The sequence below is a fragment of the Actinomycetospora lemnae genome (assembly GCF_028737315.1).
Classification (GTDB): Bacteria; Actinomycetota; Actinomycetes; order Mycobacteriales; family Pseudonocardiaceae; genus Actinomycetospora; species Actinomycetospora lemnae.
Genome location: NZ_JAQZAO010000004.1, coordinates 376,765 through 398,393, shown reverse-complemented (window position 1 = coordinate 398,393; position 21,629 = coordinate 376,765). Strand labels below are relative to the sequence as shown.

General features: G+C 76.0%; 20 protein-coding genes. 4 read left to right on the top strand and 16 right to left on the bottom strand.

Annotated features, from left to right (window positions below; genetic code table 11):
* Positions 1-2: 2 nt before the first annotated feature.
* The 11 genes from PGB27_RS11460 to menD all read right to left on the bottom strand — a co-directional run bounded on the left by PGB27_RS11460 (position 3) and on the right by menD (position 12,144).
* Positions 3-368, bottom strand: a complete 366-nt coding sequence (locus tag PGB27_RS11460) for an NADH-quinone oxidoreductase subunit A (RefSeq protein ID WP_274200491.1) — start codon at positions 366-368, stop codon at positions 3-5.
* A gap of 157 nt (positions 369-525) precedes the next feature.
* Positions 526-1,878 (bottom strand): geranylgeranyl reductase family protein, encoded by a 1,353-nt coding sequence (locus PGB27_RS11455; protein WP_274200490.1) that lies wholly within the window; start codon positions 1,876-1,878, stop codon positions 526-528.
* Positions 1,879-2,307: 429 nt separating this feature from the next.
* Complete coding sequence (locus PGB27_RS11450; RefSeq protein WP_274200489.1) at positions 2,308-3,021, bottom strand: demethylmenaquinone methyltransferase; 714 nt, start codon at positions 3,019-3,021, stop codon at positions 2,308-2,310.
* The gene (locus tag PGB27_RS11445; RefSeq protein ID WP_274200488.1) at positions 3,018-3,647 is read right to left on the bottom strand and encodes a DUF3592 domain-containing protein; all 630 of its coding nucleotides are present in this window, start codon (positions 3,645-3,647) and stop codon (positions 3,018-3,020) included. Before PGB27_RS11445 ends, PGB27_RS11450 begins: the two co-directional genes overlap by 4 nt.
* A 10-nt stretch (positions 3,648-3,657) precedes the next feature.
* A complete protein-coding gene (gene mnhG / locus PGB27_RS11440; protein ID WP_274200487.1) occupies positions 3,658-4,176 on the bottom strand; it encodes a monovalent cation/H(+) antiporter subunit G in 519 nt (172 codons plus the stop codon).
* A complete protein-coding gene (locus PGB27_RS11435) occupies positions 4,173-4,457 on the bottom strand; it encodes a monovalent cation/H+ antiporter complex subunit F (RefSeq protein ID WP_274200486.1) in 285 nt (94 codons plus the stop codon). The genes mnhG and PGB27_RS11435 overlap by 4 nt, the downstream gene beginning before the upstream one ends.
* Positions 4,454-5,065, bottom strand: coding sequence for a Na+/H+ antiporter subunit E (locus PGB27_RS11430; RefSeq protein ID WP_274200485.1), 612 nt, complete (start codon positions 5,063-5,065; stop codon positions 4,454-4,456). Before PGB27_RS11430 ends, PGB27_RS11435 begins: the two co-directional genes overlap by 4 nt.
* Positions 5,062-6,885: a Na+/H+ antiporter subunit D gene (locus PGB27_RS11425; protein ID WP_274200484.1), complete on the bottom strand. Its 1,824-nt coding sequence runs from the start codon at positions 6,883-6,885 to the stop codon at positions 5,062-5,064. The genes PGB27_RS11430 and PGB27_RS11425 overlap by 4 nt, the downstream gene beginning before the upstream one ends.
* Positions 6,882-7,376, bottom strand: a complete 495-nt coding sequence (locus PGB27_RS11420) for a Na(+)/H(+) antiporter subunit C (RefSeq protein ID WP_274200483.1) — start codon at positions 7,374-7,376, stop codon at positions 6,882-6,884. Before PGB27_RS11420 ends, PGB27_RS11425 begins: the two co-directional genes overlap by 4 nt.
* Positions 7,373-10,249, bottom strand: a complete 2,877-nt coding sequence (locus PGB27_RS11415) for a Na+/H+ antiporter subunit A (RefSeq protein ID WP_274200482.1) — start codon at positions 10,247-10,249, stop codon at positions 7,373-7,375. The genes PGB27_RS11420 and PGB27_RS11415 overlap by 4 nt, the downstream gene beginning before the upstream one ends.
* A 128-nt stretch (positions 10,250-10,377) precedes the next feature.
* Positions 10,378-12,144, bottom strand: coding sequence for a 2-succinyl-5-enolpyruvyl-6-hydroxy-3-cyclohexene-1-carboxylic-acid synthase (menD, locus tag PGB27_RS11410; protein ID WP_274200481.1), 1,767 nt, complete (start codon positions 12,142-12,144; stop codon positions 10,378-10,380).
* A 522-nt stretch (positions 12,145-12,666) separates the two neighbouring features.
* Between menD and PGB27_RS11405 the strand changes: the two genes are divergently transcribed.
* Both PGB27_RS11405 and PGB27_RS11400 read left to right on the top strand, forming a co-directional pair.
* Positions 12,667-13,923: a hypothetical protein gene (locus tag PGB27_RS11405; RefSeq protein WP_274200480.1), complete on the top strand. Its 1,257-nt coding sequence runs from the start codon at positions 12,667-12,669 to the stop codon at positions 13,921-13,923.
* Positions 13,924-13,960: 37 nt separating this feature from the next.
* Entirely contained in the window at positions 13,961-14,833 is an 873-nt protein-coding gene (locus PGB27_RS11400) for a 1,4-dihydroxy-2-naphthoate polyprenyltransferase (RefSeq protein ID WP_274200479.1), read from the top strand.
* A gap of 28 nt (positions 14,834-14,861) precedes the next feature.
* Here the strand turns inward: PGB27_RS11400 and PGB27_RS11395 are convergent, their stop codons facing one another.
* Entirely contained in the window at positions 14,862-15,266 is a 405-nt protein-coding gene (locus PGB27_RS11395) for a DUF4229 domain-containing protein (protein WP_274200478.1), read from the bottom strand.
* A 235-nt stretch (positions 15,267-15,501) separates the two neighbouring features.
* Here PGB27_RS11395 and PGB27_RS11390 point away from each other — a divergent pair, with 235 nt between their 5' ends.
* Positions 15,502-15,705 (top strand): BldC family transcriptional regulator, encoded by a 204-nt coding sequence (locus PGB27_RS11390; protein WP_274200477.1) that lies wholly within the window; start codon positions 15,502-15,504, stop codon positions 15,703-15,705.
* 270 nt (positions 15,706-15,975) lie between these two features.
* Positions 15,976-16,230, top strand: coding sequence for a hypothetical protein (locus PGB27_RS11385; RefSeq protein WP_274200476.1), 255 nt, complete (start codon positions 15,976-15,978; stop codon positions 16,228-16,230).
* 66 nt (positions 16,231-16,296) lie between these two features.
* Here PGB27_RS11385 and PGB27_RS11380 read toward each other — a convergent pair whose 3' ends face one another.
* The 4 genes from PGB27_RS11380 to PGB27_RS11365 form a co-directional block, all read right to left on the bottom strand.
* Entirely contained in the window at positions 16,297-17,727 is a 1,431-nt protein-coding gene (locus PGB27_RS11380; RefSeq protein ID WP_274200475.1) for an AAA family ATPase, read from the bottom strand.
* Positions 17,728-17,832: 105 nt separating this feature from the next.
* Entirely contained in the window at positions 17,833-18,864 is a 1,032-nt protein-coding gene (gene ccsB, locus PGB27_RS11375; protein ID WP_274200474.1) for a c-type cytochrome biogenesis protein CcsB, read from the bottom strand.
* Positions 18,854-20,599, bottom strand: coding sequence for a cytochrome c biogenesis protein ResB (resB, locus tag PGB27_RS11370; RefSeq protein WP_274200473.1), 1,746 nt, complete (start codon positions 20,597-20,599; stop codon positions 18,854-18,856). Before resB ends, ccsB begins: the two co-directional genes overlap by 11 nt.
* Before the next feature lie 5 nt (positions 20,600-20,604).
* Positions 20,605-21,453: a cytochrome c biogenesis CcdA family protein gene (locus tag PGB27_RS11365; RefSeq protein ID WP_274200472.1), complete on the bottom strand. Its 849-nt coding sequence runs from the start codon at positions 21,451-21,453 to the stop codon at positions 20,605-20,607.
* Between the last annotated feature and the right edge of the window lie 176 nt (positions 21,454-21,629).

The window sequence follows — 21,629 nt, the reverse complement described above, 5'->3', positions numbered from 1 at the left end:
TTCTAGCTCCAGTCCAGCCCGCCGCGACGCCACACGTAGGCGTAGGCGAAGGCGACGGTGGCCACGAACAGCACGATCTCGACGAGGCCGAACAGCCCGAGCGCGTCGATGTTCACCGCGAACGGGTAGAGGAAGACCATCTCGATGTCGAACAGGATGAACAGCATCGCGGTGAGGTAGTACGCCACCGGGATGCGGCCGCCGCCGGCGACCGGCTGCGGCGAGGGCTCGATGCCGCACTCGTAGGAGTCGAGCTTGGCGCGGTTGTAGCGGTGCGGCCCGATGAACGGCGCGGCCGTCACCGAGAACAGCCCGAAGGCGGCCGCGAGACCGAACATGACGATGAGCGGGACGTAGGGGTCCAGCATCGTCGTCTCCTTCCTCCCCGGTGCTGCGCGTCGGGAGTTCGCGTGGTGGTCGGGCCCACGTCCGGGCCCGTGCGGTGGATCACGCTCGACGGGCGAGGGGGACCCTAATGAGGACGAGGGGGTCGTCCACCGATCAGGGCGACCTAACCCGTTGCGGTCAGGCGGCGCGTCCGGCCGCCGCGGCCCCCTTCCGTGCGGGGGTGTCGGGGCTGTCGGTCAGGGGCGGCACCAGCCGCAGGACGAGCTCGAGGACGCGGTCGGCCGCGTCCCCGTCCCGTCCGTCGGTGAGCCCGGCGAAGAGCTTGAGCGCCGCACCCATGACCCGGCGCCGCGGCAGGCCGAGGCGCAGGGCGTGGTGCATGAACCGCGGGCGTCCCAGGGCGTGGGCGGCGCGGTTGCCGACGCGGTAGTAGCGGCCCAGGGCGTGGCGCACCGCGGCCGGGTACGCGCCGAGCGCCCGCTCGCGCCCGGGGCCCTCGGGACGGGCCATCGCCTGCACGACGCACTCGGCGGCGAGCGCGGCCGACTCCATGGCGTACGCGATGCCCTCGCCGCTGAACGGGTTGACCATGCCGCCGGCGTCGCCGACGAGCACGAGCCCGTCGCGGTAGACCGGCGTGCGGGACAGGCCCATCGGCAGCGCGGCGCCCCCGATCGGCCCGGTCGCGTTCTCCTCGGTGAGGCCCCACGCCTCGGGCAGGCCCTCGAGCCACGAGCGCAGCAGCGCGCGGTAGTCACGCTTGTCGCCCTGCTGCGTGGCCAGCACACCGAGGCCGACGTTGGCGGTGCCGTCGCCCATCCCGAAGACCCAGCCGTACCCGCCGTGCAGGTCGGGGCCGACACCCGGGCCGTCGAGCAGGCCGAGGTGGGTCTCGAGGTAGCGGTCGTCGTGGCGGGGGCTCGTGTAGTAGCGGCGCACGGCGACGCCGAGCGGGCGGTCGTCGCGCTTGGCGATGCCCAGGCTCAGCGCGGTGCGGGCGCCGACGCCGTCGCAGGCGACGACGAGGGGCGCGGTGTGGGTGACGGGGGTGCGCTCGGGGCCGCGGCGGGCCTCGACGCCGGTGACGCGCCCGGTGCGCTCGTCGCGCGTCGCGCCGGTGACCGACACGCCCTCCTCGACGCGCGCGCCGGCGGCGCGGGCGTGGTCGGCGAGCATCTGGTCGAAGTCGCGGCGCGGGCGCACGAGGCCGTAGGCGGGGTAGCTCGCGAGCTCGGGCCAGTCGAGCTCGACGCTCGCGCCGCCGCCGATGACGCGCAGTCCGCGCTGGTGGCGCCAGCCGGCCTCCTCGCGGGTGTCGACGCCGAGGTCGACGAGCTGCTTGACCCCGCGCGGGGTGACGCCGTCGCCGCAGACCTTCTCGCGCGGGAACGTGGCCTTCTCGAGCACGAGGACGTCGAGACCGGCGCGCGCCAGGTACGTCGCGACCGTGGAGCCCGCAGGACCGGCGCCCACGACCACGACGTCGGCGTCGCTGTCGGGGCTGCGGCGCGCTCCGGTGGTGGCGGACACGGCGTCTGGCTCCCTTGTGAATCCGTTCACTAGCTCGGCACGGAGGAGTGTAGGAGCCGTGTGGCGTGATCGCCCGCCGAGGGTGGTTTGGGCCCGCCGGGCAGCGGCCAGTCAGTGCGGTTGCCTCCGGTGCCGGACCGCGGCGAGGGGAGACGCACCCGGCGACGATGTCCCGGTGGACGTCACGGTGGAGCCGCCCGGGGGCTGGTCGACGAGCCGGCATGGCCGCCGACATCGCCGCCCGGCGCGCCCGCTCCGACGACCAGCAGCTCGTGCTCCCCGGAGGCCGGCCACGTCCTGCGCCCGCCCCCCGAGCATCCTCGACCGCAACGCCGACCTCGTCTCCGGCGGCACCCCGACCGGGATCGCGCACGGCCAGCGACAGGGCTGGGACGCCCTGCGCGCGCACCTCGCGCGGACCCTGCCCCTCTAGGTCCGCGCGGGCCGCACCGCGGTGTGGAGCGCGACGATCCCGCCGGTGAGGTCGCGCCAGGCCACCGACCGCCAGCCGGCCGCGGCGATCCGCTGCGCGAGGGCGGCCTGGTCGGGCCAGGCGCGGATGGACTCGGCGAGGTAGACGTACGCGTCGGGGTTGGAGCTGACCGCCGTCGCGACGCGGGGCAGCGCGCGCATGAGGTAGTCGGTGTAGACCCGGCGGAACGGCGCCCAGGTCGGCCGGGAGAACTCGCAGACCGCGAGCGTGCCGCCGGGCCGGGTGACGCGGGCGAACTCCGCGAGCGCGGCGTCCGGGTCGACCGTGTTGCGCAGGCCGAACGAGATGACGACCGCGTCGACCGAGGCGTCCGGGAACGGCAGGTGCAGCGCGTCCGCGGCCACGAACGGCAGGCCGCGGGTGGCGGGGCGCGCGCGGCCGGTGCGCAGCATGCCGAGCGAGAAGTCGGTGGCGAGGCAGCGCGCGCCGGTGCGGGCGAGCTCGACCGTCGAGACCCCGGTGCCCGCGGCGACGTCGAGGACCGTGTCCCCCGGCCCGACGGCGAGCGCGGCGCGCGTGGCCCGGCGCCAGCGGACGTCCTGGGCGAACGAGAGCACGGTGTTGGTGAGGTCGTAGCGCGCGGCGACGCCGTCGAACATGCGCGCCACGGCGCTCGGGTCGCGGTCGAGGTCCGCGCGGGTGCCGCTCACCGGCGTGCCGTCCCGGCCATCTCGGGCTCCTCGTCGGCACCGCCGGAGCCCTCGGCACCGTCGGCGTCCCTGGCCCGCTGCTCCTCGCGGCGCCGCCACGCCGCCGTCGCCTGCGCGGCCTCGCGGCGGCGACGCCGCCGGCGCGCGAGCCCCCACGCCGCGGGTCCGACCACGGCCCACAGCCCCAGCAGCCCGAGCAGGACGGGCACCAGGCCCTCGGCCCACGTGCGGCCCGCGACGCGGACGAGCTCGGGGTCGGTGCGGTCGTACTCGACCTCGACGAGCTGGCCCGGCTCCAGGCCCCGCGGGTAGAACACGCCCTTCTCGGGCGTGAGCACCGCGCCCTCGACCGTGGTGAACCGGACGTAGGTGTGCGGGCGCGAGCCGCCCTCGAGCACCTCGGCCACGGCCTGCGCGCGGTTCGCGTCGATGTGCGCGTCGTTGCGGGCGGCGCCGACCAGCACGAGCGCCAGCAGCACGCTGATGACGACCCCGACGACCACCACGATCTCGGGGGCCCGCCGGCCCGCGGGACGCACGAGCGCGGCGGCGCCCGCCAGCACCGGCGCGGCCCGGTCCCGGGCCCGCCGCAGCAGCGCACACAGCAGCTCCCACAGCCGGGTCACCACACCGAGTCTAGGGAGCACCGTCGCGCCCCCTCCGCCGACCCGTGCCGTCCCCGTCGGCGTGGCCCGTGCCGTCCCGACCGCGGCCCCGCGTCGCCGGCTCGGGCTCCTCCGGCTCGGGCTCGTCGGGCTCGGGCTCGTCGGGGCCCGGATCGGTGGTGTCGGGCCGGTCGGTGAGCTCGTCGACGTGCAGCAGGTCCCGGCGCACGCCGTCGCCGCGGTGCGCGAGCCGTCCGACGACGTGCGCGGTCACCGGCGCCGTGACCAGCTGGAACGCCCCGACCAGCACGAGCATCCACACGTCGACGCTCGTGCGCAGGTGCAGGGCGCCCCCGATGACGACGAGCAGCAGGCCCAGCACCTGGGGCTTGGTGGCCGCGTGCATGCGGCTCAGGACGTCGGGCAGCGACAGCAGGCCGACGGACGCGACGAGGGCCAGCAGCACCCCGACCACGATCGATACCGTGCCCACCGCGTCGAGCGCGACCTCGAGCCCGCTCTCGCCCGGGGGCGCCGTCGGCGCGCTCACCGGTCGGTCCCCCGGCGCACGAACCGCGCGACCGTCGTCGAGCCGAGGAAGCCGACGAGGCTGATCGCCACCACCACGGGCACGAGCGCGGAGTTGCCCGTGAGCGCGGCGTACACGACGAGCCCGACGAGGAACTCGGCGACGAGGACGTCCAGGGCCACGAGCCGGTCGAGCCCCGACGGGCCACGCAGCAGGCGCACGACGACGAGCACGGCCGACAGCCCCAGCAGCACGAGGCAGACGACGAGGACCCCGTCGAGCAGGGCGGGCAGTCCGGTCACGATCCCTCCCGGTGGGCCGCGTGTCCGTCGGTCCCGGGCGCGTAGGTCACCGGCGCGGCGGGCCGGCCGAGCGCGGCGACCACGTCGGCCTCGAGCCGGGCGACCTGCTCGCGGAAGGCGGCGACGGCCGCGTCGTCGTCCGCGCCGAGCACGTGCGCCCAGAGCGTGCGCTCCTCGGGCCGGACCTCGATCACCACGCTGCCCGGCGTGAGCGAGAGGAGCTCGGTCACGACCGCCATGACGAACTCCGACGACGACGCGAGCGGCACCGCGATCACCGAGCTGCGGATGGGGGGGCCGGGGCGCAGGGCCTCCAGCGACTGCCACGCCACCTGCAGGCTCGACACGACGAGGTCGGTGCCGAACCGGCCGACCGCCCGCAGCGTCGCGAGCGGGCGCAGCCACCCGCGCCCCGGCGCCGGGGGCAGCGGGAAGACCGTCAGCACCACGAGCGCGACGACGAGCCCGCCGAGCACGTTGGCCCACGAGAAGGTCCCCCAGAGCAGGACCCACACCAGGACCAGCCACGCCACCGGCGCCGCACGGCGCAGCAGGCCGGCGGTGTCGGGCGGGACGGGGCCCTGGGCCCGGTCCCCGGCCCCGGTCACCGGGCCACCCGGTCGTCGACGGTCTGCGCGAACACCGCGTCGATGTACGGCGTGCGCGCGACGAGGTCGACCGCGGCCTGGTCGGCGACGTCGTAGAGCGGGCCCGCGACCACCGTCAGCGCGAGGCCGAGCGCGACGAGCGCGCACGTCGCACCGGCCATGACCTTCGGCAGGCGCCGCGAGACCCGGTCGCCCGGGGCGCCGAGCAGCCGCCCCGAGAGCAGCGGCACGCCGTCGGCCGGGGCCGTCCGGGCCACCGGCCAGTCGACCTCCGCGCCGGTGTTGCCCTCCGCGCCCGCGATCGTGCGGGCGGTGCCGGGGCGCACGCTGGTCAACGTGCCCGTCCGTGGCGCCGGCGCGCCCGGCAGGCCGCCGTCCGACGAGGCGCGCGCCGCGGGCACGCCGTCCTCCTGTTCGTCGTCGCCGCCGTCCTCGTCCTGGTCCGCCGTCGGGTCCGGCTCGTCGGGGACCGGGATCTGCTCGGCGGGGCGCCAGAACGCGAGCACCCACACCTTGGTGACGGCGTAGAGCGTGAGCAGGCTCGTCAGCACCGAGACCGCGACGAGCACCCAGGCCAGCGCCGAGCCGTCGGCGACGCCGGCCTGCACCAGCCCGAGCTTGCCCACGAACCCCGACAGCGGCGGGATGCCGCCGAGGTTGATCGCCGGGACGAACCACAGCACCGCGAGGATCGGCGAGGCGCGCATGAGCCCGCCCAGGCGGGTCACCGACGTCGACCCGCCCACGCCCTCGACGAGCCCGACGACGCAGAACAGCGTGGCCTGCACGGTGATGTGGTGGACGACGTAGAACACCGCGCCGGCCACGCCGAGCGGGGTCGCGAGCGCCACCCCGAAGATCATGTAGCCGATGTGGCTGACCAGCGTGAACGACAGGATCCGCTTGATGTCGGCCTGCGCGATCGCACCGAGCGCGCCCACGAGCATCGTCAGCCCGGCCGCGACCAGCAGGAGCGTCTGCGTCACCGCCGAGTCCGGGAAGATCAGCGTCTCGGTCCGGATGATCGAGTAGACGCCGACCTTGGTGAGCAGGCCGGCGAACACCGCGGTGACCGGTGCGGCGGCGGTCGGGTAGCTGTCGGGCAGCCACGCCGAGAGCGGGAACACCGCGGCCTTGATGCCGAACGCCGTGAGCAGCACGAGGTGGATGGCGAGCGCCGTGCCCGGCGGCACCGCCTCCATGCGCGTGGAGATCTGGGCGAGGTTCAGCGTCCCCACCGCGGCGTAGACGAGCGCGATGCCGACGAGGAAGACCAGCGACGACACGACGTTGACGACCACGTACGTGACGCCCGCCCGCACCCGCGAGCGGGTGCCGCCGAGGGTGAGCAGCACGTAGCTCGCCATCAGGAGGACCTCGAACCCCACGTAGAGGTTGAACAGGTCCCCCGACAGGAACGCGTTGGCCACGCCCGCGGCGAGCACGAGGTAGGTCGGGTGGAAGATCGTGATCGGGGTGGCCTCGTCGCGGTCGTAGACGCCCTGCCCGATCGCGTAGACCAGCACCGCGAGCGTCACCGACATCGACGTCAGCAGCATGAGCGCCGAGAGCGGGTCGGCGACCAGCGTGATCCCCAGCGGCACCGGCCACGAGCCGACGGTGACGACGATCGGGCCGTTCTGCACCGCCGCCACGAGCAGCAGCGCGGCGATGACCACGACGGCCGCGAGCACGGCCACCGACAGCACGCGCTGCAGCGTCGGGCGCCGCGAGAGCACGAGCGTCGCCCCCGCGCCGAGCAGCGGCAGGAGCACCGGCAGCGGCATGAGCGTGGCCAGGAGCGTCGACCCGGGGTTCACGTCGGCTCCTCCCGCCCGGTCCCGACGGTGGCCGGCGCCGGGTCCGGGGCCGCCTCGGTGTCGTCCGGGTCGGTGTCGGCGGTGTTCTCGCAGCCGGTGGTGTCGAGCTCCTCCTCGTCGGCCTGCTCGCCGCGCTCGAGGCGGCGGCGCACCGAGCGGTCCTCGACGTCCTCGGTGAGGTCGTCCTCGCGCTCGAGGGTCCACGTGCGGTGGATGAGCGCGAGCAGGAACGCGGTGATGCCCAGCGTGATGACGATGGCCGTCAGCACCAGGGCCTGGACCAGGGCGTCGCTCATCGCGGACTCCGGCGCGGTGCCGACGAGCGGCGGCGCGCCGGCGCGCCCGCCCGCGACGATGACGAGGACGTTCGTGGCGTTGCCGAGCACGAGGATGCCGAGCAGCACGCGGGTCAGGCTGCGCTCCAGGATGAGGTAGACCCCGGCCGTGTAGAGCACGCCGATGAGCGCGAGCAGGGCGATCGGTGAGGTCACGACGGCACCTCCTGCCGGGAGTCCGGCCGGCCGCCCTCGCGCGGCGCCCCGGTCGGCCGCCGGCGGTCCAGCTCGGCGCCCAGGCTGCGCAGCACGTCGAGCACGAGCCCGACGACCACGAGGTAGACGCCGATGTCGAAGATCAGCGAGGTCACGAACTTGACGTGCCCGAGCACCGGGACGTCGCCCTCGAGCACGGCGGTCTGCAGGACCTCGCCGCCGAGCAGCAGGGCACCCACCCCGGTGCCGCCCGCGCAGAGCAGGCCGAGCCCGAGCAGCAGGCCGGCGTCGACCGGCACCGCCTCGCCGAGCTCGTAGCGCCCGCCGGCGACGTAGCGCACCGTCAGCGCGAGGCCCGCGACGAGGCCGCCGGCGAAGCCGCCGCCGGGGGCGTTGTGGCCGGCGAACAGGAAGTAGATCGAGACCACCATCATCGTCGGGAAGACGAGGCGGGTGATCACCTCGAGGAGCAGCACGCGGTCGGTGTCGCCGCGGCGCGCGGAGCGCAGCCAGCCGCCGGCGCGCGTGGTCGGGGTGACGACGGGCTGCGCCTCGGCCCGCGGCGGGGCGCCCGAGCGGCGGTGCAGGAACACGAGGCTCGCGACGCCGGTCGCCGCGGCGACGATGACCGAGAGCTCGCCCATCGTGTCCCAGGCGCGGATGTCGACCAGGGTCACGTTGACGACGTTCGCGCCCGCGCCGAAGCCGTAGGCCTGCGCGGGGTAGGCCGCGGACACCGGGGCGGCGCTGCGGGCGGCGAGCGCGATCGCGCCCAGCCCGGTCATGAGCAGCCCGACCGGCACGGCGACGAGCAGGCGGCGCACGCGCTGCCGCGGGGTGTGCCGGTCGGCGATGTCGCGGGGCAGCGTGCGCAGCACGAGCACGACCACCACGAGCGTCGCCGTCTCGACCAGCGCCTGGGTCAGCGCGACGTCGGGCGCGCCGGCCAGCGCGAAGATCAGCGCGATCGCGTAGCCGAGCCCGCCGACCACCAGCACCGCGCCGAGACGCCGGCGCACACGGGTGGCGACGATCGCGCACGCGCCGCCGATGACGGCCGCGAGCACCTGGAACGGGGAGTCGGCGAGCCGGTCGACGCGGACCTCGCCGAGCCCGCCGCCGAGGAGCATCGCGAGCCCCGGGCCGAGGACGAGCACCACGAAGATCGTCGACAGGATCCAGGACAGCGAGCCGCGCTGGGTGAGCGCCGTGACCCGCAGCGAGGTGTTCTCCAGCGCGTGGACCACGCCGCGCCAGGTGATCTCGGCGCGGACCGGGGATAGCGGGTGGCGGGCGGTGAGGCGGGCGCTCACGGCCGGCAGGCCGACGACGAAGCCGAGGACCACCGCGAGCACGGAGAGCCCGAGGGCGGTCCCGACCGACGGGATCACGGCGAGCTCCAGCAGGGTCGGGTAGCTCACGGGCAGGGTGTCGGCGTACGCGACGAGCAGCGGCGACAGCGCGCTCACCCCGACGCCGGCCGCGAGCCCGGCGGCGCCGAGCACGACCGGCGCGGTCGCGAACAGCGGCCCCGGCGCGTCCCAGGTGACCACCTCGACGCCCGGCTTGCGCCAGAACGCGCCCCACACGAAGCGCGTGCTGTACGCCACCGTGAGCACCGAGCCCAGCACCACGAGCGCCAGCAGCGGCACCGCCGCGTCGCCGTAGGCGTCGTGCAGGAACGCCTCGAACGAGCCCTCCTTGGTGACGAACCCGAGCAGCGGCGGCAGCCCCGCCATCGACGCGGCGCCGAGGATCGCGGCCGTCGCGAGCACCGGGGCGCGGCGCCCGAGCCCGGACAGTTCGCGCAGGTCACGGGTGCCGGCCCGCCGGTCGATGACGCCGACGACGAGGAACAGGCACGCCTTGAACAGCGCGTGCGCGACGACCAGCCCGAGGGCCGCGAGCGCGCCGTCGCGGGTGCCGGCCCCGGCGAGCAGGATCATGAACCCGAGCTGGGACACCGTGCCGTGGGCGAGGACCAGCTTGAGGTCGTGCTGGCGCAGCGCCTGCAGTCCGCCGAGCAGCATCGTCGTCACCGCGAGCGCGGCGACCAGCGGGCGCCACGGCTCGACGTCGGCGAGCCCGGGCGCGAGGCGCAGGACGAGGTAGACGCCGGCCTTCACCATCGCCGCGGCGTGCAGGTAGGCGCTGACCGGGGTGGGCGCCGCCATCGCCGAGGGCAGCCAGAAGTGGAACGGCACGAGCGCGGACTTCGTGATCGCGCCGACGAGCACGCAGACGACGCCGGCCACGATCGCCGCGGACACCGGCGCCGGGCCGGCGAACCAGGCGACCAGCGCCGAGATGCGCGTGGTGCCCGCGGCCTGCGCGAGCACGACGAGCCCGACCAGCATCGTCAGCCCGCCGGCCGCGGTGACGACGAGCGCCTGCACCGCCGCGGCGCGGCTCGCCCGCTTGTGCGCGTCGTGGCCGACGAGCAGGAACGAGAAGACGGTCGTGAGCTCCCAGCAGACGTAGAGCACGAACACGTCGTCGGACCAGACGAGCGCGAGCATCGCGCCCGCGAACGCCGTCAGCACCCCGGCGAAGCGGCCCAGCCCGCGCGCGCCGACCGGGAAGTAGCGGGTGCAGTAGAGGAGCACGAGCGCGCCGACCCCGGTGACCAGCAGCGACACCGTGGCCGCGAGGGCGTCCAGGCGCAGCGCGATGTCGACGCCGAGGGCGGGGATCCACGGGACGACCTGCTCGGGCACCGTCCCGGCGAGCACCGCGGGCAGCTGGGCGAGGATCCACGCGAAGGTCGCCGCCGGCACGAGCGCGAGGACCGGGAACGCGCGCCGGTCGAGGACCCGGACGAGCGCGGGCGCGGCCAGCGCCGCCACCGCGTGCGCCACCACCAGCACCAGCACGCCTGCCGCACTCCCTTCGTCGCCCCGCCCAAGGGCCGCCGCATTCTCGCGGATCCGCCGTGGTGGCCGCGTGCGGGAACGAACGCGTCACTCACCGGGCTCACGCCCGGCTCACACCGGGCGCCGGGTCAGTCGTGGGGCTCCCCGGTCACGGCCTCCCGCACCGCGGCGGCGGTGCGCTCCGCCGACGCGCGCCGGGTGGCCCGGTCGATGCGCACCTCGACGACCCGCGTCCCCGACCGGCCCGTGGGGGCGAGCAGCGCCGGGAGCTCGGTCGCCTCGGCCCGCTGGTGGGGCACACGGTGGGCGGCGCAGAGCGCGGCGAGGTCGGTGCCGTGCGGCGTGCCGAAGACGCGCTCGAAGGCCGCGGTGTAGCGCGGGGCCCCCTGCTCGAGGGTGGTGAAGATCCCGCCGCCGTCGTCGTTGGCGACCACGACGACCAGCTCGCCGCGCGGCTCCTCGGGCCCGACGAGCAGGCCGTTGGTGTCGTGCAGGAACGTCAGGTCGCCGAGCAGCGCGTACGTCGGCCCGCCGTGCCCGAGCGCGACCCCGACGGCGAGCGAGACGGCGCCGTCGATGCCCGAGACGCCGCGCGCCGAGTGCACGGTGACGTCGGCGCGGGGCGTCGCGGCGAGCGAGACGTCGCGGATCGGGGCGGACGCGCCGACCACGAGGTGCGCCCCCGACGGGAGCGCGGCGACCGTGGCCGCGGCCAGCGCCGGCCCGTCCCCCGGGATGCCCGGGTGCGCCGCCGCGGGGGCACCGGTCGGGGTGCGGCCGAGCACGCCCACGGCGCGGTCGTCGGCGTCGGCCCAGGCGGCGGCGAACGCGGCGTCGGGCTTCCAGTCGTCGGGGTCGGGGAGCGCGCCGACGGCGCTCACCGCGCCGGCGACGTCGGTCCAGCCGGGCCGTGGCCGCCCGCCGGTCGGGGCGACGGCCGGGACGGCGAGGACCTCGACGCCGGGGTCGGCGAGCAGGCGGGACACGGCGCGGTGCAGCGTCGGGCGACCGAGGACGACGACCTGCTCGGGGCGCAGGTCGTCGCGCACGCCGTCGAGCGCGGCGGGCAGCACCCAGGTGCCGGCGCGCAGCGCGCAGCCGCCCTGCGGGTCCGACCACAGCGGCGAGGTGGGCTCGGCGAGCACCGGGACGCCCTCGGGCAGACGGGTCCCGGCCGGCACGGTGGCGCCGCCGAACCCGGCGACGACGAGGGTGCGCACCCCGGCGCGCAGCGGCAGGGGCGCGAGCGCGGACGACGGCGGCGCGGCGACCGTGCGGGTCCAGGGGGCGCCGTCGGGCCGTCCGGCGAGCGCGGGGTCGGGCTCGCCGGGGGCGTCGTCGGCGGGGTCGAGCAGCGGCTCGCGCAGCGGCACGTCGAGCTGCACCGGGCCCGGGTCGCCGCCGCTGGTGCCGACCGCGCGGTCGAGGGCGCGGGCGACGACGGCGCGCCAGGTGCGGGCGGCGCCGGGCCGGTCCTCGGCGAGCGGCATGACCACCGAGGCCCGCGCGGCGTCGCCGAAGAGCCCGACCTGGTCGACGGTCTGGTTGGCGCCGCTGCCGACGAGCTCGACGGGGCGGTCGGCGCTGACGACGAGCAGCCCCACCCCGGCGCGGGACGCCTCGAGCACCGCGGGGTGCAGGTTCGCGACCGCGGTGCCGGACGTGACGACCACCGGCACCACGCGCCCGGTGACCGTGCCGAGCCCGACCGCGAGGAAGCCGGCGCCACGCTCGTCGATGCGCACGTGCAGGCGCAGCCGGCCCTCGCGGTCGGCGGCGTCGAGGGCGACGAGCAGCGGCGCGTTGCGCGAGCCGGGGCACGCGACCGCGTCCGTCACCCCGGCCCGGACCCACTCGTCGACGACGACGTGGGCCTGCGCCGTCGAGGGATACACGCTTCCACGGTAATGACGTGCGGGCCGTCGCACCCGCTGACCGCCGGGTGATCCCGGCCCCTGATCGGCGGGGCTCACCCGCGCCCGCGCAGCCGGCGCAGGGTCGCCGCGCGCCCGGTGGCGACCTGCCGCTGGTCTCCTGGCACGCCTACGGCACATGATCGCCGGGACGCTCACCCTCGCGATCGGCGCGATCACGGCCATGGTGTGGATCGCCGTCGTGGCGCTCCGGCTGCGCCGTACCGTCTGACCCCGCTCCACCGGACCCCCAGGCACTCACCCACAGGAGCCCCGGAGGCCCCGCACGTCTGCACCACGTACGCGACGACGTCGAGACGACGCGCCGGACGGGTGGCGAAACCCTCGACCGGATGACACGCCATCGAGCGGATCTCCGTCCGAGTCGGCACCCGGGTCCGCGACCGGGCCGTTCACTGCAGCGTGCGCACCGACACGACGCGACCCCAGGCCCCCGCCGGGCGCGTCGTCGGGGCCCCGCGGACGCGACGGACAGGACTCGTCGTGGCCGCCGGGGTCCTGACGACCGCCCTGACCCTCGCCACCGCGCTCGGCACCCCCGTCGCGCGCGCCGACCCCCCGCCGGGCATCGGCGCACCGGTACCGCGCGACGACCACCAGGCCGTCGACGAGGGCCCGCAGCGCTGGGCCCCGCCGCTGGCCGGGACGACGACCGGGGTCGAGGTCGCCCAGGGCACCGCCCGCCTGAGCACCACCCGCGACGGCACCGAGACCGGGCCCGCCGCGCTGCGCGGCGCCCAGCGCCAGGGCCTGCTCGACCTCGGCGCGCACCAGTTCGCCACCCCGGTCAACCACATCGAGGCCCCCGTCGAGGGCGACGTGCCGGCCGGCACCGAGGTCACCGTCGACGTCCGTGGCCAGGACGCCGACGGCCAGTGGACGGAGTGGATCCCGGTCGCCCCCGGCGCGCCGGCGATCCTCCCCGAGCCCACGCGCACCGTCGCCGCCCGCCTCGCGCTGCTCGCCCCGGCGGGCGTGCCGGGACCGGTGGTGCGCAGCCTCGAGGTGCTCGCCGACCAGGTGCCCACCGACCCGCGCGCCATCACCCCGCGGGCGAGCCACCGGGTGTTCGCCACCCGCGAGGGCCTCGTCGGCGGGACCACCGCCAACGGGCACCGCATCGTGGCCAACGATCAGTTCGTCGCCCTGCCCTCGCGCCGCGCCCTGTCGCCGAAGGGTCGCGGGGACTACAGCGTGCGGGTCTGCACCGACGCCGGGCGCTGCGCGACCGTCCCCGTCTGGGACGTCGGGCCCTGGAACACCAAGGACGACTACTGGAACCCGCCCGCCCAGCGGGAGCAGTGGAAGGACCTCCCGCAGGGCCGTCCGCAGGCCCAGGCGGCGTACGAGGACAAGCACAACGGTGGGCGCGACGGGTTCGGGCGCCAGGTCAGGAACCCGGCGGGCATCGACCTCGCCGACGGCACCTTCTGGGGTCTGGGCCTGCGCACCAACGCCTTCGTCACCGTCGACTACCTGTGGACGGCGAAGTCCGCCGCACTCGGGCGGGCGGTCACCAACGGCGCCGGGCCGGTGGTCGAGCGGGCCGGCGCGGACGTGGCGGCCGCCGACAGCGGGGTGGTCGGCGACGGCGCCCAGGTCGAGGTGCAGTGCCAGGTCGCGGGCAGCACCGTCGCGGGCACCCAGGGCACCAGCAACCTGTGGTTGCGCACCCGCCCCGATCGCTACGTGCCCGCCGCCTGGATCCAGGGCGCGCCGCCGCTGCCGCCCTGCGCCTAGCTGACCTGATCACCGGCGGCCAGTAGGGTCGCCGGTCGTGGCGACCGTCGCGGAGTGGGTGGAGGGGGCCCGGCCGCGCACGCTGCCCACGGCGATCGCGCCGGTGCTCGCGGGGACCGGAGCAGCGGCCGGGGTGGCCGGGTTCGACGCGCCGGCCGCGGTGCTCGCGCTCGTCGTGTCGGTGGCGCTCGTCATCGGCGTGAACTACGCCAACGACTACTCCGACGGCGTGCGAGGCACCGACGACGACCGCGTCGGCCCCCTGCGCCTCGTCGGCTCCGGGGCGGCCCAGCCGTACAAGGTCAAGCGCGCCGCCTTCACCTGCTTCGGGATCGCCGCGGTCGCCGGCGTCGCGCTCTCGCTCTACAGCGGGCACTGGTGGCTCATCGTCGTCGGCGCCGTGTGCCTGCTCGGCGCGTGGTTCTACACCGGCGGCTCGCGGCCCTACGGCTACCGCGGGCTGGGCGAGATCGCGGTGTTCGTGTTCTTCGGGCCCGTCGCGGTGCTCGGCACCGAGTTCGTCCAGACCGGCCGGGCGAGCGGCCTCGGGATCGGCGCCTCGGTGGGCGTCGGGCTGCTCGCCTGCGCGGTGCTCGTCGCGAACAACCTGCGCGACATCGGCTCGGACATCGAGACCGGCAAGCGCACGCTCGCGGTGGTCCTCGGCGACCGCGACACCCGCGTGCTCTACGCCGCGCTCGTCGTGGTGCCGCTGGGGATGACCCTGGTCCTCAGCCTGCGCGCCTGGGGCGCGCTCGCCGGGCTGCTGGCGCTGATCCTGCTCGGCCCCGCCCTGCGCCGGGTGCTGGCGGGCTCGACGGGCCCGCAGCTCATCCCGGTGCTGCGCGACACCGCCCTCGGCCTGCTCGTGTGGTCGGCGGCCACGGCGCTGGGGCTGGCGCTGACCTGAGCCCCGCGCCGCGGGGTCGGCGAGCCCTCTACTCCCGCACCTCCCCGTCCACGTCGCCGCGGAGCTCGGCGCGCAGGCGCTCACGGCGTTCGCGGCGGGTGGCGGTGGCCGCGTCGACCTCGGCGGCGAGCCGGGTCCGCAGGCCGCGGAACAGGAACAACGACAGCGGCAGGGCCACGACGAACGCGATCAGCAGCGCCACGAGCAGGGGCAGCCCGACGGCCACGAGGACGCCCGCGAGGACGGCGACGACCACCAGGCGCGCGCCCACGTAGAGCACGATCGCCAGGGCCACGCTGCCGGTGGTGCCCGCGGCAGCCGGTGGGGTCGGGGTGGTGGAGGACGCCGGGGCAGCGGACGGGGCGGCAGCCGGCTCGTGCTCGCTGCTCACGGTGCCGGCGGCCTCGGCGGAACCGGGTTCCTGGGAGCTCACGCCACCAGGGTAGGCAGCCGCGGGCGGGACGCACGGGGAGACCGCGGGAGCTCGTCACCCCGCCCCCGATGTCCCTTTTCGTCCTTTGTGGTCCCTTTACCTGGATACAAGCGTTCGAGTACGTACGGGGTCGGGTGTCACGATTCGCTGTGTTACGTCCGCTCCGCCCTCGGCCCGGCACTCCGGGCCCCGGCGGCACGGGCACGGTGTGAAGCGATAGGGAAGGTGGAGTGACATGACCATCGCTCACGACGCCAGCGAGCGGCTCATGACCCCGGGCGAGGTCGCGGCGATGTTCCGCGTCGACCCCAAGACCGTCACCCGGTGGGCCTCCGCCGGCCGCATCGGCTCCATCCGCACCCCGGGTGGGCACCGCCGCTTCCGCGAGTCCGAGGTCCGCACGCTGCTCGACGGGCTCACCAGCGAGGCGCACCACTAGGACCGCTCGCCACCAGGACCGTTCGACGACGCGGGGCGACCGGCGGCCGTGGCGTCGCCGGTCGTGCGCGTCGATCCCCCGCCCGGCGCGCTGCGCCGTCCGGGGAACGCACCCGCACCACCCGTCCCGCTCGTCCCGAGCACCCGACCGTCACCCGACGGCTACCTCCCGCACGCCACGCGGACTCCCGGCGCGACCGGTAGCGTGGTGCACGACCGGCCCGCGGAGCCGTCCGCGAGCCGGAGACGTCGAGATGCTGGAGGCGTCCGAGTGATCCCGTTCCTCGTGGCCGTGCTGGTCCTGGTCGTCGTGGGGACGTTGCTGTGGAAGGTGATGGCCGCCCAGGCGGCGCAGGCCGGAAGCGACGGCGGACCCGGCGGCATGGTCGAGGACGCGCCGACGGGCCCGACCCGTCAGGCTTCCCCCCGGCGCCCGCAGCGCCGACCCGTCGCCCCGGACGACGACCCGGAGTTCCTCCGGTCACTGGACGAGAAGATCCAGCGCGAGGACCCGCCCTCGACCTGAGGGCCGACGGCTCACCGCTCACCGACGAGGGGCGCCCCGAACCGGGGCGCCCCTCGTCGTGTGTGCTCAGCGCGGCAGGACCGGGCGCCGCACGCGCGACCCGGCGCGGCCGAAGTCGTCGGCGACGGTCGCGGCGAGCTCGAGCAGGGCGGCGCGGGTGCGGGAGGCGAGCTTGTCCAGCTCGATCTCCGCGCCCTCCTCCAGGTGCGGGTCGAACGGCAGGCGCACGACCGCGCGGCACCGGGCCGCGAAGTGGTCGGACACGCGGTCGAGGTCGACGTTGCCCGACGACCGGCGCACGTAGTTGATGACGGCGACCGAGCGGGACACGAGGTCGCGGTAGCCGTGGGCGTCGAGCCAGTCGAGGGTGGCCGACGCGCTGCGGGCCCCGTCGATCGAGGCCGACGAGACGATGAGCAGGGAGTCGGCGACGTCGAGGACGCCCTTCATCGCCGAGTGCATGAGGCCGGTGCCGCAGTCGGTGAGCACGACGTTGTAGAAGTGCTCGAGCAGCGTCACCGTGCGCCGGTAGTCGACCTCGCTGAACGCCTCGGACACCGCCGGGTCCTGCTCGCTGGCGAGGATCTCCAGCCGCGACGGGCCCTGGGAGGTGTAGGCGCGCACGTCGGAGTAGCGCCGCACCCGGTCGGCGTCCCGGAGCAGGTGGCGCACCGTCGCCGTGGTCTCCAGCGGGATCTTCTGGCTCAGCGTGCCGCGGTCGGGGTTGGCGTCGACGGCGATGACGCGGTCGCCGCGCAGGGACGCGAACGTGGAGCCGAGCGTCGTGGTCATGGTCGTCTTGCCGACGCCGCCCTTGAGGCTCAGCATCGCGATCTTGTAGCAGCCGTGCAGCGGCTGGTTGACCCGCGCGATGAGCTCGCGCCGGGCCGCGTCGCCCTGGCTCTCGCCGGGGTTGACCAGCCCGCCCGTGCCGACGAAGAGCGCGCGCCGCCACCCCGTCTGCGGCGGGCGCTTGCTGGGCCGCAGCAGCTGGGCGGACGAGAGGTCGTAGGGCCCGCCGTTCGGACCGCCGTTCGCGGCCGCCGAGGCACCACGACCCGGCGTCGTGAAGCGGCCGGCGACGGGCGCCCGGTCGGCGGGCGGGCCGGCGACGCGCCCGGTCGGGCCGGTGCCGGCGCGCGGGTCGAAGCCCGGGTGCCGCGGCTGGGGGGCGTCACCCCGGGCGGCCTCGGCGGTGTCGACGCGGCGCGTGGTCTCGGGCGAGTCGGCCGGCGCCGCCACTCCGTGCGCGTCCCCCGGCGCGCCGGACGGCGTCCCGGACGAGGACCCGGACGAGGACCCGGGCGAGGCCGTGACGCCGGTGTCGGACGGCGTGCTCGCGGCCGGCTCGTCGGCCCCGGAGCCGGGCGTGGCCGCGGGATCGGACGGGGAGGCCCCGGCCGCCGCGTCACGCGGCTGGCCGCTCGCCAGGGTCGGGCTCCGCTGCGCTGCGTCGCCCGCCTCGCGCTCGGCGCCGGCGTCGTCCCTGGATTCCATCGCCACGGTCCTCCCTCGTCACGTGCGCGCCGCACCGTATCCCGTCGGGGAGATCCGAACGACCGGAACGGCGCAGCCGGGGGTCCGCCGCGTGGCCCCTCCGGCTCAGCCGACGCCGGCGTACGAGTGGAGGCCCGTGACGACGAGGTTGACGAAGAAGAGGTTGAACACCATGACCGCGAAGCCGACCACGTTGATCACGGCCGCGCGGCGCCCGCGCCAGCCGGCCGTCGACCGGGCGTGTAGGTAGCAGGCGTACACGATCCAGGCGATGAACGCCGTCGTCTCCTTGGGGTCCCAGCCCCAGTAGCGGCCCCAGGCCGCCTCGGCCCAGATCGCCCCGGTGATCACCGCGAACGTCCAGATCGGGAAGGCGATCGCCGTGGCCCGGTACGCGACGCGGTCGAGCACGTCGGCCGAGGGCAGACGGGAGGTCCAGGCGAAGCGCCCGCTCGACTCGTGCGCCGCGCGCAGCAGGTAGAGGCAGCTGGCGACGCCGGCGAGCAGCAGGATCCCCGAGGCGATCACCGCCGCGGACACGTGCACCACGAGCCAGTACGAGCGCAGCGCGGGCACCACCGGCGCGGTCTGCGTGTAGAGGACGGTGCCGGCGAGGAACATCAGCACGATCACCGGCAGGAGCACGAACGCGCCGAGGCGCCGCAGCTCGGGCCGGCGGCGCAGCACCACGAGCCAGGCGCCCACCGCGACCAGCGAGATCGCCGCGGTGAACTCGTACATGTTGCCCCACGGCACCCTCTGGGCGGCGAGGCCGCGCACGACGAGCATCGCGAGGTGCAGGCCGAAGCCCAGCACGGTCAGCGAGACCCCGGTGCGCCCGAAGCGCTCGGCGCGGCTGCGGGGCCGGCGCGCCGGGGCGTCGGCCTCGCGGGCGTCCTGCTCGTCGAGGTCGGCGGCCACGACCGCGCCCTCGGCGGAGAGCCCCTCGTCGGCGCGGGCGGCCGCCCCGGTGACCCCGGCCGCCACGGGCACCCGGGCGGCGCTCTCCTCCTCGGTGCCCGTGCGCCGCAGCAGGGCGTGCTCGACGGCGTGCAGGATCATCGCGAGCACGTAGACCGCGAGCGCGGAGCCGAACAGCAGGTCACCGAACTGGCCCAGCTGGGCGTCAACGACCATCGTCGTCCTTCCGGTCGGGCGCGGGGCCCTCGGGCACCTCGTCGTCGTGGAGCTCGTCGAGCTCGTCCTCGGGGACCGCCGGGTCGGGCCGCGCCCGTCCCCGCTCGCCGTCCCCGGTGTCGTCGCGCGGCGGGACCAGGTCGGCGGCGAGCCGGCCGAACTCCTCGCCGTAGCCCGCCCGGTCGGTCCGGGCCAGGCCCCCGAGGACCACCAATGTACGACCATCTGTCGTAGACGGCAGCGTCGGGCTCGCCCGCACCCAGAACCGGCGCCGGCGCACCGTCAGCGACAGCGTCAGCCCGCCGAGCAGCGCGATCGCGGCCAGGAGCACCGCGGTCTGGGCGGGGTCGTGCGAGACCTGCAGCGACACCCAGTTCTCGACGCCGTCGAAGCGGATGCGGGTGCCGTCGTCGAGCGTGATCTCGCCGCCGGGCTTGATGTTCTCGCGGGCGACGCGCACGAGCCGGCCCTGCTCGACCATGCCCTGGTCCACCGAGAAGATCGACTGGGCGCGCCCCGAGTCGAGGCCGAGGTCGCCGCGCAGGACGTCGACCGCGACCTCCGGGTCGTTCGGCGCCGGGAACACCGAGGTGACCAGCCCGCCGCCCGAGGACGTGGGCGCGAACAGGCCGGTGATCGCGAGCTGGGAGCGGCGGCGCTCGGACTCGTCGGTGACGCCCGGCGGGTCGATCTTCGTCGCACCCTCGGAGAGCAGGGTCGCCTGGTCGACGGGGCGCCACTGGATCAGGCCGACGCGCTGCTCGCCGTTCGGGAAGGTCACGGTGAAGCGCGGGGCGTAGCCGTGCCCGAGCAGGTAGACCCGCTCGCCGTCGACGCGCAGCGGGGCGTTGACCGCGAGGTCGTGCTGCTGCCACGCCCCGTCGCCGCGCTCGACGGCGTCGGTGTCCTGGTAGCGGACGGTCGCGTCGAACGAGTCGGGCTGGCCGTCGGGGCGGAAGGTCGCGCGGAAGTCGTCGACCGTGAGGCAGAACGGGTCGAGGCCGGTGCCGTCGACCTGCAGCCCGGGGCGGAACGAGTCGTAGGCGTAGATGCCGCTGTTGCAGAACTCGCTGCCGTCGGCCATGACGATGACCTGGCCCTCGTAGCCGACGAGCTTGCCGACGGCGATGCCGCCGAGCAGCGCGACGAGGCTGAGGTGGAAGACCAGGTTGCCGACCTCGCGCAGCGCGCCCTTCTCCGCCGACAGCGTCCGCACACCGCCCGGCTCCGAGCGCACCGCGACCTTCCAGCCCCGCAGCCGCCGGCGCGCGGCGTCGACGACCGCGTCCGGGTCCTCGTCCGACGAGCCCTGCGCGTGGTGGGGCAGGCGGGCGAGGTTGCGGGGCACCGACACGGGCTCGGCGCGCAGGCCGCGCACGTGCTCGAACGAACGCGGCACGAGGCAGCCGATGAGCGAGACGAACAGCAGCAGGTAGATCGCCGCGAACCACGGGGTCGCGAAGACGTCGAAGAGGCCGAGGTCGTCGAAGAACGGGCCGAGGGTGGGGTGCTGGGTGAGGTAGTCGTCGACGGCGTTGGGGCTCGGCGTGCGCTGGGGCAGCAGCGCGCCGGGCAGGGCGGCCACGGCGAGCAGGAAGAGCAGGATCAGCGCGGTGCGCATGCTCGTCAGGCCGCGCCAGGTGTTGCGGGCGAGCGCGAGGGCGCGCCGGCCCGGGCCCGGCCGGGTCGGCGGCGGGCCCGCCTCGCCCGGGGGTGCCTGCAGGGTGGAGGTCATGGTGCCTACAGAGGAGTGGTGAAGCCGGCGACGGGTCCGCGCAGCAGGGCGACGATCTCGGCCCACAGGCCGGTGGCGAGCAGCAGGCCGACGACGACCAGCGCGACGCCGCCGACGATCTGGATGCGCCGGCTGTGCCGCCGCAGCCAGGCCTGGGCCCGCACGGCCCGCCCCGCGCCCAGCGCGATGAGCACGAACGGCACGCCGAGCCCGACGCAGTAGGCGAGCAGCAGGACGATCCCGCGGACCCCCGCCGACCCGGCGTCCGTGCCGCTGGCCAGCGCGACGACCCCGGCGAGCGTCGGGCCGAGGCACGGCGTCCAGCCCAGCCCGAACGTCGCGCCGAGCAGGGGCGCGCCGAGCAGGCCCGTGCGCGGGACCCAGTGCGGGCGGCTGTCGCGCTGCAGCGCGGGCACGAGGCCGAGGAACACGAGGCCCATGGCCACGGTGACCACGCCCCCGAGACGCTGCAGCAGCGCCTCGTTGGCGAGCAGGGCGTCGGCGAGCCAGACGACCGAGCCGAGGCCGACGACGAACACCACCGTGAACCCGAGCACGAACAGCGCCGCCGCGCCGGCGACCCGGAGGCGTCGCGACCGGCGGGGTGCCGCCGTGGCCGTGCCCGCGGCGGGGAGCTCGCCCGTCACCGCCGCGCGGCGCTCGGCGGCCTGGACGCGGGCCTCGTCCTCGGTGACGGCCGGGGCGTCGGCCCCGACGAGACCGGCGAGGTAGGCGAGGTAGCCCGGCACCAGCGGCACGACGCAGGGCGAGGCGAAGCTGACCGCGCCCGCGGCCACCGACAGCAGCACCGCGAGCAGGACGGGGCCGGACGTGGCCACCTCGGTCAGGTTCATGACCCGTCCAGGGTAGGACGCGCCGGTCGTGCGCGCGTGAGCACGGGGGCCGATCTCCGACGATGTGTCGTAGGAGACGAGGACGCCGTGGAGTGACCGTCCCCGGAAAACCGGTGGCGCCGGGAGCCGGACGCCTCCTACCGTCCCCGCTCGTGGACATCGACTCCTGAGGCGCG

Coding starts and splice junctions, on each gene's coding strand:
- PGB27_RS11460 (WP_274200491.1), bottom strand. CDS start 368: ATGCTGGACCCCTACGTCCCGCTCATCGTCATGTTCGGTCTCGCGGCC.
- PGB27_RS11390 (WP_274200477.1), top strand. CDS start 15,502: ATGACCATCGCTCACGACGCCAGCGAGCGGCTCATGACCCCGGGCGAG.
- PGB27_RS11380 (WP_274200475.1), bottom strand. CDS start 17,727: ATGGAATCCAGGGACGACGCCGGCGCCGAGCGCGAGGCGGGCGACGCA.
- ccsB (WP_274200474.1), bottom strand. CDS start 18,864: ATGGTCGTTGACGCCCAGCTGGGCCAGTTCGGTGACCTGCTGTTCGGC.
- resB (WP_274200473.1), bottom strand. CDS start 20,599: ATGACCTCCACCCTGCAGGCACCCCCGGGCGAGGCGGGCCCGCCGCCG.
- PGB27_RS11365 (WP_274200472.1), bottom strand. CDS start 21,453: ATGAACCTGACCGAGGTGGCCACGTCCGGCCCCGTCCTGCTCGCGGTG.